This is a genomic window from Amycolatopsis sp. NPDC049691, from assembly GCF_040675005.1.
In the GTDB taxonomy this organism is placed as follows: domain Bacteria; phylum Actinomycetota; class Actinomycetes; order Mycobacteriales; family Pseudonocardiaceae; genus Amycolatopsis.
The window spans coordinates 262,535-278,957 of record NZ_JBFANX010000006.1; the positions used below are offsets into that span (position 1 = coordinate 262,535).

The window sequence follows — 16,423 nt, forward strand, 5'->3', positions numbered from 1 at the left end:
GTGCCCGACGACCGCATTCGCCGGATCCGCCCCGACGACGTCGAGGCCGCCGTCGGCCTGGCCTACGCGCTGGCCGAGTACGAGCGCGCCCCGGACGAGTGCCACCTGACGGTCCCGCAGCTGCACGAGGCGCTGTTCGGCGAGGCGCCGAAGCTGTTCGGGCACGTGGCCGAAGTGGACGGCGAGATCGCCGGCTTCGCGGTGTGGTTCCTCAACTACTCGACCTGGCGCGGGGTGCACGGGATCTACCTGGAGGACCTGTTCGTCCTGCCGTCCCACCGCGGCTCCGGCCTGGGCAAGGCCCTGCTGGCCGCGCTGGCGGCGGAGTGCGGCGAGAAGGGCTACGCGCGGCTCGAGTGGTCGGTGCTGGACTGGAACCCGGCGACGGAGTTCTACAAGGCGCTCGGCGCGGTCCCGATGGACGAGTGGACGGTCAACCGGCTCACGGACGAACCCCTTCGCGCCTTGGCCGCCCAGGCTTAGTCGTCTTCGTGGCCTTCGCGCTCGGCGCGGCGGCCGGCGAGGCCGCCGCGTTCGGCGGCTTCGGTCTCCGTCTCGCCCTCACGCAGGCCCAGCGCCCAGGCCCGCGACGGCGCGCGGAACAGCAGCACCAGCGCCACGATGCCGAACAGCGCGACCGGCACGCCCCACGCCGGCTCACCTGAAGGGCCGAGCAGGTACCAGCCGAGGCCGATCACGATCAGCGCGATCACCACGCCCGGCGAACGCGCCCACGTCTGCCCGAGGACCAGCCCCGCCGACGCGGCCAGGAACGCCAGCGCCACCACGATGAACGTGCCCGACTCGACGTAGACGTTGTTGCCCGGCTGCGCGGGCGAGCCCAGTCCGTTCACCAGCACGACCACCCCGAACACCAGCAGGGCGAGCGACGGCACCGCGGTGACCGCGCCGGCCAGCCGGACCTCACGGGGAGCGGGCGAGAGCTTCACGGCGGGGCCTTCCGGGGGTCCTTTGCGGGAGCACAGTGGACTCCACCAGGGCGGGTCACCGTGCGTGAGCTGATTCGATCGTATGCCACCCGGTCGGCCGTTTTCGCGGGACCGCCCGGGCGCTGAGAATTCAGGAGTCGTCGATGAGCGGGCGGTCGGCCCGGGTGCACTTGTCACGACGAGCGGACACTCGCACGTGAAGGAGGGCCGCCCGGCACAGGGTCTCGAAGGTGCTGTTCGTCAGGGTTGCGCCCGTCACCATGCGGGTCCGGAAGGTTCTCGGGCCGCCGGAAGTCACCTACCCTGCGGTGGTGCGCGCAATCCTCGTCGTGAACCCCCAGGCCACCTCGACCACCGCCGGTGGCCGGGACGTCCTGGCGCACGCGCTCGCCAGCCAGGTGAAGCTCGACGTGGTCGAGACGGACTACCGCGGCCACGCGATGGCCGTCGCGCGCTCGGCCGCGCGGGACGGCATCGACCTGGTCGTGGCGCACGGCGGCGACGGCACGGTCAACGAGGTCGTCAACGGCCTGCTGGCCGACGCAGCGACATCCGGGGCTTCGCCCCAGGCCGGGGGCTCCGCCACCCGGACCCCCGCAAGAGGGTGGGGCGACCCGACGCAGATCGGGCGGGTTCCCGCGCTCGGTGTCGTGCCCGGCGGTTCGGCCAACGTGTTCGCGCGCGCCCTCGGCATCTCGTCCGACCCCGTCGAAGCCACCCACCAGCTGCTGCACGCGCTGGAGAACGACCGCTCGCGCCGGGTCGGGCTCGGCCTGGCCGACGGGCACTGGTTCACCTTCAACTCCGGCCTCGGCTGGGACGCCGACGTCGTCGGCCGCGTGGCCAAGCGCCGCGGCAAGCAGACGACCGCCGGCCTCTACATGCGGGCCGCCGTCCGCTCCTACTTCCGGCCGCCGCTGGGCCGGCCCGCCCTCACCATCCGGGTCCCGGGCGAGGAACCCGCCGAGGCGCTGACCGCTTTCGTGTCGAACACCGATCCGTGGAGCTACCTGGGCGAGCGTCCGGTCCACCTCAACCCGGGTTGCTCGTTCGAGACGGGATTGGGCCTGTTCGCGTTGAACGGTCTCGGGTTGCCCACGGTGTTCAAGCATGTACGCCGTGCTTTGGCTACGAAGAGCAACCAGAAGGGCAAACGTCTCGTGCGTCACGACGACGTGCCGATGATCCGCATCGACGCAGCTGAACCGGTAAACTTCCAGGTGGACGGCGACCTCGTCGGCCAGCGGACCAGGGTGGAGTTCTTCAGCGTCCCGAACGCACTCACGGTAATCGTGTGACGACGGGACCGCTGATCGCCTGCGGCAAAGTGCAATCTGCCGTTCGTCGACGCAGAAGCTCCACTCACCGCATCAGCCTTCCCTTCGAGTGGCTGTTTCGGAGAGAAACCGCAGGTCAGACGCGTCGCTCGGCCGGGTGAGCTGACTCACCGATCTTCCGGAAACCCTTGTCGAAAGCGGTGCTTCGTGAAAGCATTCACAAGCACCCAAGAACACGACCGCCATTGACGACTGTGGCGCGGCCCTCCCGCGCCATGTGAAGGAGCTCACGAACATGGACTGGCGCCACGACGCGGCCTGCCGAGACGAGGACCCCGAGCTGTTCTTCCCGGTGGGAACCAGCGGGCCGGCTCTGTCGCAGGTTGCTCAGGCGAAGGCCGTGTGCCACCGCTGCACCGTCGCTTCCGACTGCCTGGCCTGGGCTCTGGCCAGCGGCCAGGACGCCGGCGTGTGGGGCGGCATGAGCGAGGACGAGCGACGCGCGCTCAAGCGCCGCCGTACGCACATCGGCACTCGTACCAACGCCTGACGTTTCTCCAAGAGCAGTACCGGAACCGCGAGGAATTCTCCCGGCGGAGCACTGTTGTGCCCACGCCGTCTGGGGCGATACCTACCCGGTTCGAGCTTAACAACCGAGGCGAAACCACCTGACGACGGGTGTGCTGAAACCTCACGAGGACTTCAAGTCCTCCCGCAAAACGTTGAACGGCCCGGCACCACGCACCAGGTGCCGGGCCTTCAGCGTTGGTCCCGCCAGCGACCCGCCCCCAATCGCTCCCGCCGCACCGAACATGCCCGGCGGCGACCGAGTCCAAACGCGACTGTCCAAAGACGACGCGAAAGCCGGATGCGGCTGAGCTAAAGGCGCCGGGACAGCTGGATGCCCAGTGGATGGCCGCGCGCCTCCGGTCGCCCGCGTTGGCCGATCGCGCCCGCCGGCGCGTGGAAAACTCCCGCCCCGAACCACGCCCAGCCGGCAGGCCCGAGGTCCGCCGCCGCGAAAGCCGGATCCGGCCGACCTAAAGCCGCCGGGACAGCGGGATGCGCAGCGCCGCTTCCGTGCCCGTCACCCGGGTCGACGACGTCTCCGCCCGCACCTTCCGCAGCGAAAGCGACCCCCGCAGCTCGGACTCCACCAGCGTCCGCACGATCTGCAGGCCCAGCCCGTCCGAGCGCTCCAGCGAGAACCCCGACGGCAGGCCGCGCCCGTTGTCGCGGATCACCACGTCCAGCCACCGCGCCGAGCGCTCCACCACCAGCTCGACCTTGCCCGACCGGCCCGCCGGGAACGCGTGCTCGACGGCGTTCTGCACCAGCTCGGCCAGCACCATCACCAGCGGCGTCGCGATCTCCGCGACCACCACCCCGAACGAGCCCTTCCGGGCCAGCCCGACCTGCGACTCCGCCGTGGCCACCTCGCCGACCATCGGCAGCACGTTGTCGAGCAGCTTGTCGAGGTCGACCCGTTCGTCCACCGAGATGGACAGCGCCTCGTGGACCAGCGCGATCGACGTCACCCGGCGCACCGACTCCGCCAGCGCGAGCCGCGCCTCCTCCGAGGACGTCCGGCGCGACTGCAGGCGCAGCAGCGCCGCCACCGTCTGCAGGTTGTTCTTCACCCGGTGGTGGATCTCACGGATGGTCGCGTCCTTCGACAGCAGCGCGCGGTCCCGCCGTTTCACCTCGGTGACGTCGCGGACCAGCACCAGCGCGCCCGCCGCCTGCCCGGCCGGCCGCAGCGGCAGCGCGCGGAACAGCACCACCGCGCCGCGCCGCGAGTCGGCCTCGGTGCGGCTCGACGGCTTCCCGTCGAGGGCCTCGATGATCCGGTGGGACACCTCGGTCGCGTCGAACGGGTCGCGGATCAGCGACCGCGTCAACGGCGCCAACCGCGTGCCGACCAGGTCGGACTCGTGTCCCATCCGGTGGTAGGCGGACAGGCCGTTCGGGCTGGCGAACACGACCGTGCCGCTCGAGTCGAGCCGGATCAGGCCGTCACCCACCCGCGGCGAGGTGTGCGTGTCGGTCGCGTTGCTGCCGCTCGGCGGGAACGTGCCGTCGACGATCATCTGGCACAGGTCGCCGGCGCTGCCCAGGTAGGCGATCTCCAGCGGCGACGGCACGCGCGGCGCCGCCAGGTTCGTCTCGCGGCTCATCACGGCGATGACCTGGTCGTGGAAGCGCACCGGGATCGCCTCGCGCCGCATCGGCAGGTCGCGGTACCAGTGCGGGTCCTCTTCGCGGCAGATCCGCACCTCGCGCATGGCCTTGGCCAGCTGCGGGTGCTCCTCGACCGTGAACCGGGTGCCGACGACGTCTTCGGGGTGCGCGGTCGGCGCCGTCGTCGGGCGCGCGTGCGCGACGCAGACGAAGTCGCCGCCGTCCGGCTGCAGTTCCTCGGTCACCGGGACCCAGAGCAGGAAGTCGGCGAAGGACAGGTCGGCCAGCAGCTGCCACTCGGCGACGACGGTCTGCAGGTGGTCCGCCGCCTCCCCGGGGAGGCCGGTGTTGTCGGCGAGCAGTTCGGCGAGGGTGGACACGGGTTACTCGACCGTCCCGAGGACGTCACCCTGCTGGACCCGGTCACCCTTCGCCACGGCGAGGCTGGTCAGCGTGCCGGACCGCTCGCTCACGGCGGGCAGCTCCATCTTCATCGACTCCAGGATCAGCACGGTGTCCCCGGCGTTCAGCGCGGCACCCGGCTCGGCGACGACCTCGAGCACGGTGCCGACCATTTCGGCCCTGATCTCCGCCATCGACACCCTCCTCGCGCTCGCCCGACCACCCCATCCAACCAGAACGGGACGTCATGACACACTTGAGAGGTTGACCAGCTTTGACGACGAGGAGTGAGCATGTCGAAGCGCGCCCGCAAGCGTCGCGACCGGAAGAAGAACGGCGCGAACCACGGCAAGAAGCCCAACGCCTGATCCGGCGTCCGGCATGACGAAGGCCCCCACCCGATCGAGTGGGGGCCTTCGTCGTGCTCGGGCGCTATTCGGACCGCTGCTCGAGGGTGATCTCGGTGCGTTCCACGGTGACGCCACCGCGGGTGGCCACGGTCTGGCGGATCGACGCGCGCAGCCGGCTCTTCAGCTCGGCCGGGGCGTGGTCGCCGCCGCACTTGCGGGCCAGCAGCTGCTTGATGTGCTCGTCGATGCCGTACTCCTCGAGGCACGGCGGGCAGTCCTCGATGTGGGCACGCAGCGCGGCGTCGCGCTCGGGGCTGCACTCGCGGTCCAGGAGCAGGTAGATGTCGGCCAGCGCCTCTTCGCAGCGGACCTTGTCCGACGCGCCCTCGCACATGTCGTTCATCGCCCCGCCACCTCCTCCTTGGCACCCCGGATGAAGCCGCGTTCGCGGGCGACGTCGGCGAGCAGGTCGCGCAGCTGCGCGCGGCCGCGGTGCAGGCGGGACATCACGGTGCCGATGGGCGTGTCCATGATCTCGGCGATCTCCTTGTACGCGAAGCCCTCGACATCGGCCAGGTAGACGGCCAGCCGGAACTCCTCGGGCAGCTTCTGCAGGGCGGCCTTGACGTCGGTGTCGGGCAGGTTGTCCATCGCCTCGACCTCGGCCGAACGCAGCCCGCTGGAGGTGTGGCTCTCCGCCTTGGCGATCTGCCAGTCGGTGATCTCCTCGGTGGGCTGCTGCACCGGCTGCCGCTGCCGCTTGCGGTAACCGTTGATGTAGGTGTTGGTGAGGATGCGGTACATCCACGCCTTGAGGTTCGTGCCCGCCTTGAAGGAGGCGAAGGCCGCGTACGCCTTCAGGTAGGTCTCCTGGACCAGGTCCTCGGCATCGGCGGGGTTGCGGGTCATCCGCATCGCGGCCGAGTACAGCTGGTCGAGCAGCGGCATGGCGTCCCGCTCGAAGCGCTCGGCGCGCTCGGCCTCGGTCGCTTCTTCCGGCGCTGAGTTCTGCGTGCTCGGCAAACCGTTCCCTTCCCGCTCGGCGTCGATGCGCGTACGCGCATACGGCGGACCCGAGTTTACGCGGGGGCCGGGCACACCGCGGTTCGCCGGTGCCTCGGGGCGACGGCGGCTGCGAGAGCGTGTGGTAGCGAGCGTTGTGGTCACGCCCCGTACAACCGATCGGGTCACGCGGGCATTCCCTAGACTCCGCCGCATGGCAGGCAAGGGCACTCCCGCGACGGCGTTGCTGGGGAAGCAGAAGGTGGCGCACACGCTGCACGCGTACGACCACGACCCGCGCGCGGAGTCGTACGGGCTGGAGGCGGTGGAGGCACTGGGCCTGGATCGCGCCCGGGTGTTCAAGACGCTGGTCGCGGAGGTGGACGGCCGGCTGGTGGTGGGCGTGGTCCCGGTCACGGGCCAGCTGGACCTGAAGGCCCTGGCGGCCGCGGCGGGCGGCAAGAAGGCGAAGATGGCCGACCCGGCGGCGGCCCAGCGGGCGACCGGGTACGTGCTGGGCGGGATCTCGCCGTTGGGCCACCGGAGCAGGCTGCCGGTGGTGATCGACGAGACGGCGTCGACGTTCGAGACGGTGTTCTGCTCGGCCGGGCGGCGGGGGCTGGAAGTGGAGCTGGCCCCGGGTGAGCTGATCCGGCTGACCGGCGCGGTAGTGGCACCGATCGCGGCCTGAGTCAGGCCAGCGGGCGCAGCACCCGCGACAACCACTCGGTCGCCGCCCGGGACACGGTCTCCAAATCCTTCGACAGGCTGTGGTCCCCGTCCACCACCACGATCTCGTGGTGTGGCCCCGGCGCGGGCCGTCCGAACGGGTCCCGCTCCCCCTGCACCACCAAAACCGGTACCTCGACCGCGTCCAGCTCCGGCTGCCGGGTCTTCTCCGGCTTGCCCGGCGGGTGCTCCGGGAACGCCAGGCACAGCACCGCCACCGCCTGCCCCGCCGACGCCGTCCGGCAGGCCACCCGGGCCCCCGACGACCGGCCGCCGAACACCAGGGGCAGCCCGTCGAAGCGCGCCGACAGCTCGTCCGCGACCGTCAGCCACGCCGCGTCCAGCTGGTTCGCCGGGGCCGGCGCGCGGCGGCCCGCCACCCGGTACGGCTGCTCGACCAGCGCCACGTGCACGCCCGCCGCCTGGGCCGCGCGCGTCACCGCCACCAGGTCCTTCGCCCCGAGGCCGCCGCCCGCGCCGTGGCCCAGCATCAGCACCGCCTCGCCCTCCTCGGCGCAGTGCAGGTACACCCGGGCCGGGCCGTAGGCGGTGTCGATCTCGACGGCGGTCATGACTTCGGCACGTCGAACAGCGCGCCCTCGTGCGCCGGCTCGACCCGCTCCAGCAGCTCCGGCCCGTTGTTGCGGACGTTGTTGACCAGCGTCGAGATCGGCCGCAGCTCCAGTGACTCGACGATGTCCGCCGGCGTCGGCACCAGCAGGTCCTTGACGTCCTCGCGGTCCGGGTCCAGCCAGCCGTCCCAGTGCGCGCGCGGCACGATCAGCGGCATCCGGTGGTGGATGTCGGTGAGCTGGCCCGCCGCGTCGGTCGTGATGATCGAGAACGTGATCAGCGGCGACGCGTTGTCGTCGTCCTTCGGCCGCCACGTCTCCCAGATCCCGCCGAAGGCGAGCGAGGAGCCGTCCGGCTCGGTCATGTAGAACGGCTCCTTCTCCTTGCCGGTGCGGCGCCACTCGAACCAGCCGTCGGCGGGCACCAGGCAGCGGCGGGACACCAGCGCGCGGCGGAAGGCGGGCTTCTCGGCCGCCGTCTCGGCGCGTGTGTTGATCATCCGCGAGCCGACCGAAGGGTCCTTCGCCCAGAACGGCACCAGCCCCCACTTCATCATCCGCAGCGAGCGCTCGGCGGGCTCGTCCTCGAGGACCTGGCCGTCTTCGTCACGCGGGTGCCGCTGGACGACCGTCACGACGTTCTTCGTCGGCGCCACGTTGTGGTCCGCGCGCGCGTGGCCTTCGGTGAGGTCGATCGCGTCGAACTCCTCGATCAGCTTCGCCGGGTCCTTCGTGGCGGCGTAGCGCCCGCACATGACCAACCTCCTAGTGCCGGATACGTCCGGGACGCCATCGTTACACGCTGGCCAGGGCGCTGGCGAGCGACGTGGGATCATTCGGGTGGCATCGGCGCACGAGAGGACGAGGGTTTGGCGCGCAACGACTGGAGCAAGCTGGACGAGTCCGACGTCCGCGTGCGTCCGGGCAAGGGCACCCGCCCCCGCAGCAAGCGCCGTCCCGAGCACGCCGACGCCGTCACCGCCATGGTCATCGGCAAGGACCGCGGCCGCTGGACCTGCGCGATCGACGCCGATCCCGGCCGGGTGGTCACCGCGATGCGCGCCCGGGAAATGGGCCGCACCCCGGTCGTCGTCGGCGACCGGGTCGGGATCGTCGGCGACGTCTCGGGCAAGCCGGACACCCTCGCCCGGATCGTCCGCGTCGACGAACGCACCAGCTCGCTGCTGCGCACGGCCGACGACACCGACCCGTACGAGCGGCTGGTCGTCGCCAACGCCGAGCGCCTGCTGATCGTCACCGCGCTCGCCGACCCGCCGCCGCGCACCGGCTTCATCGACCGCTGCCTGGTCGCCTGCTACGCCGGTGGCGTCGAGCCGGTGCTGTGCCTGACGAAGGCCGACCTGGCCAGCCCGGACGAGCTCTTGGCCGGTTACGCCGGCCTGGACATCCCGGTCATCGTCAGCCGTTACGACGAGGAGCCCGAAGGCCTCGACGAGCTGCTGAAAGACCGTGTGACGGCACTGGTCGGCCACTCCGGTGTCGGCAAGTCGACATTGGTCAACCGGCTGGTCCCGGACGCGGACTTGGCCGTCGGCGTGGTGAGCGGAGTCGGCAAGGGGCGGCACACGTCCGTCGCGGCGGTCGCGCTGCCGCTGCCGGACGGCGGCTGGGTGATCGACACGCCCGGCGTGCGGTCGTTCGGCCTGGCCCACGTCACCGCGGACGACATCGTCGACGCCTTCGAGGAGTTCGCCGAAGCTGCCGAAGAGTGCCCGTCGGGCTGCGGGCATCTCGGGCCGCCCGAAGACCCGGACTGCGCCCTGGACGACGTCGTCACCGAAGGCCGGGCGAGCGCGGAACGGCTCGCGTCGCTGCGGCGCCTGCTGGCCTCTCGCGGCGGCCACGAAGTGACCCGCACCACAGAATCCTGAGACAACCGGGAACCGGCTGCGGATCGTCACCGTCAGAGATGTAATTATTCGCCCGTTCGGGCGATATGCCGATCGGACCGATCCGACTCTGAGGGGAATTTCGATGCGCAAGACCACCCTGGTCGCCGCGAGCGCCGCCGTGCTGGCGCTGACGCTCACGGCGTGCGGCGGCAACTCGACTTCGGGTACCGCGGCTCCGGCCGGCGAGCAGCAGTCCCAGGCCAACGGCAGCAGCGGCCTCGCGTCGCCGTTCACCGACGCGATCCAGCTGGCTTCGGCGTCCAAGCAGGGCACCGAGAAGTCCAAGTCGGCGAAGTTCACCATGGAGGGCTCGGCTGCCGGCCAGACCGTGAGCGCCACCGGCGCGATGGCCTTCGACGGCGCGAACACCAAGTTCTCGATGTCCACCACCACCGCCGGTGAGACCACCGAGATGCGCATGGTCGACAAGGTCATGTACATCAAGCTGCCCGCCGCGCAGCAGAAGCAGATGGGCACCGACAAGTCGTGGGCCAAGATCTCGGCCGACGGCACCGACCCGATCTCGCAGGCGATGGGCGCCGCGATGTCGCAGTCGGCGGAGCAGAGCGACCCGAGCAAGATCCTCGAGCAGGTCTCGAAGGCGGGCCGGATCGTCTCGTCCGACCAGACCGAGCTGAACGGCGAGCAGGTCAACCACTACAAGGTGGAGCTCGACGTCGCCAAGGCCATCGACCAGTTCACCGGCCAGGTCCCGGCCGCGGCGCGTGACCAGATCAACGAGAAGCTCAAGGGCAAGGACCTCAAGATCCCGGCCGAGCTGTGGCTGAACAAGGACAACCTGCCGGTGCAGGTCACCATGGACCAGGGTCCGATGATGCAGGCGCTGGGCGCGCCGGCCGGGGACGCGAAGTTCACGATGAAGTACAGCGACTGGGGCACCACGGTCGACGTGGCGGCGCCGCCCGCCGAACAGGTCGTCGACCTCGGCGAGCTGATGAAGAAGGCCGGTCGCTGAGACTCTGAGTAAAAGCGGCTCCCCCGAACGGGTTCGGGGGAGCCGCTGTGTTTTTGTTGCGCCATGCGCAAAGCCGCCGTCGTGCTGGTCCTCGCCCTGTTCGCCGGCTCGTGCACGACCCCGTCACCGCCACCGGCGTTCGCCGACGCGCGGGCGCTGGCCGACGCCGCGACGGCGGCCACCACGAGCGGCGGCTCGGCGAAGTTCGGCACCGACGTGGCGGTCGGTCAGGTCCGGTCCAAGAGCCAGGGCCAGGCGAAGTTCGGCGCGGGCGGGACGGCGCAGGTGCTGACGACCGACGTCATCGGCGAGCCGATGGAGGTGCGGCAGGTGACGGGGAAGCTGTACGCGAAGGTGCCGGAGGGCTCGCGCGACGAAGTCGGCGCGGGCAAGCCGTGGGTGGCGGTCGCGGCGGACGGGACCGACCCGTTTTCCCAGGTCCTCGGCGGCAGCCTGGCGCAGCTGGCGGCCCAGAACGACCCGGCGCACACGCTGGGCGAGATCCGCACGGCGGGCTCGATCGTCTCGGCCGAGCGCGGGCAGCTCGACGGGGTGACGGCGGAGCACTACCGCGTCGAGCTGGACCTTTCGCGCCTGGGCACGGACCTGCCCGCGGGCCTGCCCCCGGACTCGGCACTGGGCAAGTTCCCGGTGGAGCTGTGGCTCGACGACGCCCACCGGCCGCTGCAGATCGTGCTGGACCTTTCGCCGATCCTGCCGGGCTCGGAGGCCCGGATCACGACGCGGTATTCGGACTGGGGCGCGCCTGTCGACGTCCAGCCGCCGCCTCCGGGCGAAGTGGGGTAATCACGATTCGGTTCGCTGCGTCGTCCAGGCCTGGGTGCGGCGAGGCCCGAGCGGTGCCGAAGTGGCTTCCCGTCGGCGGAGCCGATCTGACGGTCACACCGAATGGACTCGGGAAGCTGACGGCGGCGACCGGATGGAAGGGCGAGCGGCCGGTGCCGGGAGCGGACTGGTTCACCCGAGGACTGATGCGCCGACCCCTCGGACCCACCAGACAGCCCCCGCCCTTCCCTGGGGGGTGTCCCTATGTGGTTGTCAAGCCGCGGCTGGGGCCGGGGTGGGTTCGGGGTGGCGGTAGTGGGTGCGGTTGCGGAGCATGGTGTAGAGGACGTCGCAGCGGTGGCGGGTGAGGCAGGTCAGCGCGGCGTTGTGTTTCTTGCCCTCGGCTCGTTTGCGGTCGTAGTAGGCCCGGCTGGTCGGGTCGGACAGCGCCGCGAACGCGGCGAGGAAGAATGCGTGTTTGAGCTGGCGGCTGCCGGTGCGGGCGGGGTGCTCGCCTTTGCTGCTGGTGCCGGAGCTGCGGGTGACCGGGGCGATGCCGGCGTAGGCCGCCAGATGCCCCGAGCTGGCGAAGTTGGAGGCGTCGCCGACTTCGAGGAAGATGCGGGCTGCGGTCCTGACGCCGATGCCGGGCAGCGAGGTCAGGACTCCGGCAAGAGGGTGCGCATCACGTATCCCCTCGACCTGTTCAGCGACGGCTTTGCGTTGCTGGAGGACGGTTTTCAGGCTGTCGGCCAGCCGCGGGAGCACGGTGTCCGCGGCTGCGGTGCCGGGGACGGTGACGGTCTGCTCGCCGAGTGCGGTCATGATCGCCTCGACCAGCCGCCGGGTCGCCGCAGCGGGAGAGGATTTCCAGCACCGCGGGATGGCTGACCTTGGGGCCGATGGCGTGTTCGGTGGATGCCGATGAGCAGGCCGCGGATGCGGTTGCTGATCCGGGTGGCCTCACCGGCCAGGTCGTCGTCGAACCCGACCAGCACCTCCAGCTCGGCCAGGGCCTCGTCCCCGGCATCCACGGGCCGGAGTGTGTGGGGCAGGGAGCGGGCGGCGTCGGCGAGGACAAACGCATCCCGCGCATCGGTCTTCGCCCGCCCGGGGTAGAGGTCGGCCGGGCAGGTAGGCGACTTGGTCTCCGGCGGCGCGGGCGACCGCGACCGGCAGTGCCCCGATCGTGGCGGGCTGGTCGACCACCACCAGCAGCGGCCCGTGGGCGGCGAGCTTGGCGAACAGGGCTTTCAGCTTGGGTTCGGTGTTGGGCAGGGGCCCGTCATGCAGCCGGTTGCCCTCGGGGTCCAGGCCGACCGCGTGGTGGGCGTCCTTGCCGACGTCCAAGCCGAGAAACACGCTGAAGCTGCTGCTCATCCACCACGCCGTTTCGTTCGCCGCGACGTGGTCACCGGGTCAGGCATCGAGCGCCGGCACCCACGTTACGACCAGACCTACCAAGCAGGTGGCCGCGACGCAAAGCCCCGCCCAAGCCGAGTTGTCCACAGACCGACCCACCTGTGGACAACTCAGAGCAACTCCAGCAAGAACGGCAGTTCCTGCGGCGCGTACCAAGCCAGTTCGTGGTCCTCGGCATCCCCCAGCGTGAACTCCGCGTCCGGATCACCCAGGTCCGCCGCGTCGATCACCGCCGCGGCCGCCGCCACCGCGTCCGCCGCCTCGGCCGCGTCCACGTGGATCGCCGCCACCGCCGACATCGGGATCGGGCCGCCGATCCGGACCACCGGGGCGTCCAGGTCCGGGCGCAACGTCACGCCCTCGACGTCCGCCGACACCACCACCCGGCGCGGCTCGCCCTTCTCCTCCGCCGCGATCAAGCGCAGCGAGGCCCGGGCCGCGTCCAGCAGCGCCGCGTACTCCAGCTCCTCGTCCGAACCGCTCACGTACGCCTCGCGCAACGCCGGCGTCAGCGCGAACGCCGTTCCGCTGCGGGCGCGGAACTCCCCCGAGGATTCGAGGTCGCGAAGCATCGCGATGGTCGCAGGCAGATAGACCCTCACCAGTGCGCACCCTTCAGCTCTTCCAGGGACTCTTCGATCATCCCGGCCACGAGGTCCACGTCGAAGGCGGCCTTGCGGTCGCCGTTCAGTCCGAAGTAGACGCCACCGTGGTAGGACGTCACCCCGATCGCCAGCGCCTGGGTGCGCATCAGCGGCATGACCGGGAACATCTCGACCAGTCTGGCCTCTCCCGCGTACATCGGCACTTGCGGGCCCGGTGAATTCGTCACCATGACGTTGAAGATCCGCCCGGACAGCGACCCCGCCGCCCGCGCGCCGAGCGAATGGAGCGTAGCCGGGGCGAAACCGCCCACCTTGAGCAGCCCGCGCGCCGTCACCGGGCGGCCCGAGTCGAGGTGCTCGGCCATCGCGTGCCCGATGTGCTGCAGCCGCAGCACCGGGTTCGGCTCGCCGACCGGCAGGTCCACCAGGTACGCCGCCACCTGGTTGCCGACCAGCGCCGGGGTCGAGTACTCCGCCGTCTCCGCGTCGCGGACCGCCAGCGGCACCAGCGCGCGGATCGTCGTCGTCGGGGTCAGCTGCTCCTCGCGCGAAAGCAGCCACTCGCGCAGCGCGCCCGTGATCGCCGCGAGGACGACGTCGTTGACCGTGCCGCCGTGCGCCGCGCGGATCTTGCGGAAGTCCTCCAGCCGCGTGCGGACCACCGAGAACACGCGCCCGCCGGACACCCGGACGTTCAGCGGCCCGGTCGGCGCCGGCCGCACCAGCGTGCGCAGTGTCGTCGCCACCCCGCCGACGGTCTCGGCGAACTTGCCCGCCGCCGCGAACGCGTCGTTCGCCGCCGAGCGGACGTTCTCCACGACCTCGCCCGGCCGCTGGACGCCCTCGCTGACCGCGTCCAGCACCAGCTGCGTGCGGCTCGGCTCACGGCGCGGCGTCCAGATGTCCTCGAACGGCTCCGGCTCGGCCGGCGTCGGGTCCAGGATCAGCTGGCCGAGCTCGATCGTGCCGACACCGTCCACAACGGACTGGTGCGTCTTCGTCACCAGCGCGACGCGGTCGCCGGCCAGACCCTCGATGAAGTACGCCTCCCAGAGCGGCCGCTCCGGCGCCAGCCGCCGCGACATCAGGCGTGCGACCAGGTCGAACAGCTGCTCGTCGCTGCCCGGCTGGGGCAGCGCCGAGCGCCGGACGTGGTAGTTCAGGTCGAAGTCGACGTCGTCCACCCAGACCGGGCGCGCGAGGTGACCCGGCACCTCCGCCACGCGCTGGCGGTAGCGCGGCAGGTACGCCAGCCGCGCGCCGATGAGGTCGAGCAGCTGCGCGTAGCCGAACCCGGACCGCGGGCGCTCGAAGATCGCCACCCCGCCGACGTGCATCGGCGTCGCGTGGTCCTCGAGGTAGAGGAACGAGGCGTCCAGCGCGGAAAGGCGGTCGGGCATGAACCGATCCTTACACAGTGCGAGACTGCCCGGTGTGGGTGATGAGTCGACGATCTCGCCGAAAGACCGCTTTCTTACGGTGTACGGCCGGAAGCCGGTGCTCGAAGCGCTGGCCGACGCCGGCCTGCGCGTGGACAAGGTGATCCTCGCCGACACCGCCCGCGGCCCTGGCGCCGCGGAGATCCAGCGCGCGGCGAAGGACGCCGGCGTGCCGGTGCAGCGCGCCAGCGCGCACCGCGTCAAGGTGCTCGCCGGCAACGGCAAGCAGGACCAGGGCGTGCTCGCCGACGTCGTCGCGCCGCGGATGCGCGCGCTTTCGGCGGCGCTGGCCGATCGACGGCCGCCGTCGCGGGTGCTGCTGCTCGACGGCATCACCACGCCCGCGAACGTCGGTATGATCCTGCGGACGGCGACCGCCGCCGGGCTCGACGGCGTGATCGTGCCGCGGCGCGGCGTCGCGGCGCTGGACCCGCTGGTGGTCAAGGCTTCGGCCGGCGTCGCCTTCCGCGCGCCGGTGCTGCGGTGCGGCTCCGCGCGCGAAGCCGCCGAAATGCTCAGCGAAGCCGGCTACGGCCTTTACGCGCTGGGCGCGTCGGCGCGCACGACCGTGTTCGACGTCGACCTGCCGCAGCGCGCCGCGTTCGTGCTCGGCGGCGAGACGGCCGGGGTCGGCGCCGAAGTCGGCGAGCTCGTCACGGAATGGGTGTCGATTCCCATGCCCGGTGACGTCGAGTCGCTGAATGTCTCAGCCGCGGCGGCGGTCCTGTCGTTCGAACTGGTCCGCCGCGCCCGCTGACACTTACCGGTCCGGGAAAAGCACGTCGAGCTCCGTGAGCGTTTCCCCCACCGACCGGTGGTGCACGCCGACCATGCCCGCCTGGACGGCGCCGCGGATGTTCGCGGCGGAGTCGTCGACGAACGCGCAGCGCACGGCGGGCACGCCGAGCCGCTCGGCCGCGATGAGGTAGACCGCGGGATCCGGTTTGGCCACCCCGACCTCACCGGAAAACACGAGCGCGTCGAAATAGTCGAACATCGTGTTCTTGACCTCGTCCGACGCCCCGGGGGCGTTGGACAGCAGCGCGGTGCGGACGCCTCGCTCGCGCGCCGCGGCCAGGTAGTCGTAGAAGCGGCCGGCGTCGGGATCCGTGAGAACTCCGGCGAAATCGACCAATAACCCCTTCAGCACCCGGCACACCATAGCCGGGGCGGCGACGCGTTGTCTCGCATAGCGCAACAACGCGACGTCGCGCTTACCGCACGTGCTCGCGCGAATCCACAGCTTCGGCGGTTCTTTGCCGAATCGGGCGATTCCCGTCGCCTTTCCGGCCGGTTCCCGCCTCTAAGCGGTGGCGACGGCGAAATGCCGTGCCCGGGAGGGGAGGAAATGTCCGAGGAACACCGCGTGAGAACACTGATCCACGCCGAAGTGCCGCGCCGCGCCGAGCGGCCGCCGTCGGTGCCCCGGCAAGGAACCCGCGGGGGTGACGTCCGGTGGCCGACGCCGAGGCAGCTCGAGGCGAGCGAGGTCGGCCGGCTGCTGGCCATGCTGCTGGAGGCGTACGACGGGCGCCGCCCGGTGCCGCAGATCCGCGGGCTGGTGGCACCGGAGGTGTACGCGAGCCTGAGCGGGCCGCGGTGGACGCGGCCCCGGCACCGGTTGTGCCGGGTCCACACGTGCACCCCGGCACCGGAGGTGATCGAGGCGTGCACCCGCGTGGAGGCGGACGGCCGGTCGTTCGCGCTGGCGGCCCGCTTCACGCGCACCCCGGCGGGGTGGCTGTGCGTGCGGTTCGCGCTGTTGAAGCCGAGCCGGCCGGCCCAGCGGCAGGCGGCGGCGTGAGACGCGCCCGCTCAG

20 protein-coding genes and 1 pseudogene are annotated in these 16,423 nt (G+C 71.2%); 9 read left to right on the forward strand and 12 right to left on the reverse strand.

Features of this window, described 5'->3' with window-relative positions; translation table 11 throughout:
* Positions 1–483 carry a GNAT family N-acetyltransferase gene (locus AB0J40_RS16350; protein ID WP_364453181.1) on the forward strand — a complete coding sequence of 161 codons (483 nt, stop codon included), beginning with the start codon at positions 1–3 and terminating at the stop codon, positions 481–483.
* Here the strand turns inward: AB0J40_RS16350 and AB0J40_RS16355 are convergent.
* A complete protein-coding gene (locus AB0J40_RS16355) occupies positions 480–950 on the reverse strand; it encodes a hypothetical protein (protein WP_364453184.1) in 471 nt (156 codons plus the stop codon). The genes AB0J40_RS16350 and AB0J40_RS16355 overlap by 4 nt on opposite strands.
* 311 nt (positions 951–1,261) lie before the next feature.
* Here AB0J40_RS16355 and AB0J40_RS16360 point away from each other — a divergent pair, with 311 nt between their 5' ends.
* Both AB0J40_RS16360 and AB0J40_RS16365 read left to right on the forward strand, forming a co-directional pair.
* Positions 1,262–2,248: a diacylglycerol kinase family protein gene (locus AB0J40_RS16360; protein ID WP_364453186.1), complete on the forward strand. Its 987-nt coding sequence runs from the start codon at positions 1,262–1,264 to the stop codon at positions 2,246–2,248.
* A gap of 274 nt (positions 2,249–2,522) precedes the next feature.
* On the forward strand, positions 2,523–2,777 hold the full coding sequence (locus AB0J40_RS16365; RefSeq protein WP_072481920.1) for a WhiB family transcriptional regulator: 255 nt from the start codon (positions 2,523–2,525) through the stop codon (positions 2,775–2,777).
* Positions 2,778–3,267: 490 nt separating this feature from the next.
* Here AB0J40_RS16365 and AB0J40_RS16370 read toward each other — a convergent pair whose 3' ends face one another.
* From AB0J40_RS16370 to AB0J40_RS16385, 4 genes are all read right to left on the reverse strand, one after another.
* A complete protein-coding gene (locus tag AB0J40_RS16370) occupies positions 3,268–4,788 on the reverse strand; it encodes a histidine kinase N-terminal domain-containing protein (RefSeq protein ID WP_364453187.1) in 1,521 nt (506 codons plus the stop codon).
* A 3-nt stretch (positions 4,789–4,791) separates the two neighbouring features.
* Positions 4,792–5,004: a biotin/lipoyl-binding carrier protein gene (locus AB0J40_RS16375; protein ID WP_364453189.1), complete on the reverse strand. Its 213-nt coding sequence runs from the start codon at positions 5,002–5,004 to the stop codon at positions 4,792–4,794.
* Positions 5,005–5,242: 238 nt separating this feature from the next.
* Complete coding sequence (gene rsrA / locus AB0J40_RS16380; RefSeq protein ID WP_003059781.1) at positions 5,243–5,563, reverse strand: mycothiol system anti-sigma-R factor; 321 nt, start codon at positions 5,561–5,563, stop codon at positions 5,243–5,245.
* Positions 5,560–6,183 carry a sigma-70 family RNA polymerase sigma factor gene (locus tag AB0J40_RS16385; protein ID WP_125312718.1) on the reverse strand — a complete coding sequence of 208 codons (624 nt, stop codon included), beginning with the start codon at positions 6,181–6,183 and terminating at the stop codon, positions 5,560–5,562. The genes rsrA and AB0J40_RS16385 overlap by 4 nt, the downstream gene beginning before the upstream one ends.
* 193 nt (positions 6,184–6,376) lie before the next feature.
* Between AB0J40_RS16385 and ybaK the strand changes: the two genes are divergently transcribed.
* Positions 6,377–6,853, forward strand: coding sequence for a Cys-tRNA(Pro) deacylase (gene ybaK / locus AB0J40_RS16390; protein WP_364453192.1), 477 nt, complete (start codon positions 6,377–6,379; stop codon positions 6,851–6,853).
* Position 6,854: 1 nt separating this feature from the next.
* Here the strand turns inward: ybaK and AB0J40_RS16395 are convergent, their stop codons facing one another.
* A complete protein-coding gene (locus AB0J40_RS16395) occupies positions 6,855–7,463 on the reverse strand; it encodes an alpha/beta family hydrolase (RefSeq protein WP_364453195.1) in 609 nt (202 codons plus the stop codon).
* Positions 7,460–8,218 (reverse strand): SOS response-associated peptidase, encoded by a 759-nt coding sequence (locus AB0J40_RS16400; protein WP_364453198.1) that lies wholly within the window; start codon positions 8,216–8,218, stop codon positions 7,460–7,462. The genes AB0J40_RS16395 and AB0J40_RS16400 overlap by 4 nt, the downstream gene beginning before the upstream one ends.
* 114 nt (positions 8,219–8,332) lie before the next feature.
* Here AB0J40_RS16400 and rsgA point away from each other — a divergent pair, with 114 nt between their 5' ends.
* The 3 genes from rsgA to AB0J40_RS16415 all read left to right on the forward strand — a co-directional run bounded on the left by rsgA (position 8,333) and on the right by AB0J40_RS16415 (position 11,159).
* Complete coding sequence (gene rsgA, locus AB0J40_RS16405) at positions 8,333–9,355, forward strand: ribosome small subunit-dependent GTPase A (RefSeq protein WP_364453200.1); 1,023 nt, start codon at positions 8,333–8,335, stop codon at positions 9,353–9,355.
* Between the two features lie 103 nt (positions 9,356–9,458).
* On the forward strand, positions 9,459–10,352 hold the full coding sequence (locus AB0J40_RS16410; protein WP_364453203.1) for a hypothetical protein: 894 nt from the start codon (positions 9,459–9,461) through the stop codon (positions 10,350–10,352).
* 63 nt (positions 10,353–10,415) lie between these two features.
* Positions 10,416–11,159, forward strand: coding sequence for a hypothetical protein (locus AB0J40_RS16415; protein WP_364453205.1), 744 nt, complete (start codon positions 10,416–10,418; stop codon positions 11,157–11,159).
* Positions 11,160–11,411: 252 nt separating this feature from the next.
* On the opposite strand, the gene AB0J40_RS16420 is transcribed toward AB0J40_RS16415, so the two are convergent.
* From AB0J40_RS16420 to AB0J40_RS16435, 4 genes and pseudogenes are all read right to left on the reverse strand, one after another.
* Entirely contained in the window at positions 11,412–11,963 is a 552-nt protein-coding gene (locus tag AB0J40_RS16420) for a transposase (protein ID WP_364453208.1), read from the reverse strand.
* Positions 11,960–12,518, reverse strand: a pseudogene (locus AB0J40_RS16425) (IS110 family transposase). Before AB0J40_RS16425 ends, AB0J40_RS16420 begins: the two are co-directional and overlap by 4 nt.
* Positions 12,519–12,670: 152 nt before the next feature.
* Positions 12,671–13,162 carry a hypothetical protein gene (locus AB0J40_RS16430; RefSeq protein WP_364453213.1) on the reverse strand — a complete coding sequence of 164 codons (492 nt, stop codon included), beginning with the start codon at positions 13,160–13,162 and terminating at the stop codon, positions 12,671–12,673.
* Positions 13,159–14,565, reverse strand: a complete 1,407-nt coding sequence (locus tag AB0J40_RS16435) for a wax ester/triacylglycerol synthase family O-acyltransferase (protein WP_364453214.1) — start codon at positions 14,563–14,565, stop codon at positions 13,159–13,161. Before AB0J40_RS16435 ends, AB0J40_RS16430 begins: the two co-directional genes overlap by 4 nt.
* A gap of 34 nt (positions 14,566–14,599) precedes the next feature.
* Between AB0J40_RS16435 and AB0J40_RS16440 the strand changes: the two genes are divergently transcribed.
* Entirely contained in the window at positions 14,600–15,361 is a 762-nt protein-coding gene (locus AB0J40_RS16440) for an RNA methyltransferase (protein ID WP_364453216.1), read from the forward strand.
* A gap of 3 nt (positions 15,362–15,364) precedes the next feature.
* Here AB0J40_RS16440 and AB0J40_RS16445 read toward each other — a convergent pair whose 3' ends face one another.
* Positions 15,365–15,739 (reverse strand): HAD-IA family hydrolase, encoded by a 375-nt coding sequence (locus tag AB0J40_RS16445; RefSeq protein WP_364453683.1) that lies wholly within the window; start codon positions 15,737–15,739, stop codon positions 15,365–15,367.
* Between the two features lie 231 nt (positions 15,740–15,970).
* Between AB0J40_RS16445 and AB0J40_RS16450 the strand changes: the two genes are divergently transcribed.
* The gene (locus tag AB0J40_RS16450; protein WP_364453218.1) at positions 15,971–16,408 is read left to right on the forward strand and encodes an Rv3235 family protein; all 438 of its coding nucleotides are present in this window, start codon (positions 15,971–15,973) and stop codon (positions 16,406–16,408) included.
* Positions 16,409–16,423 lie beyond the last annotated feature (15 nt).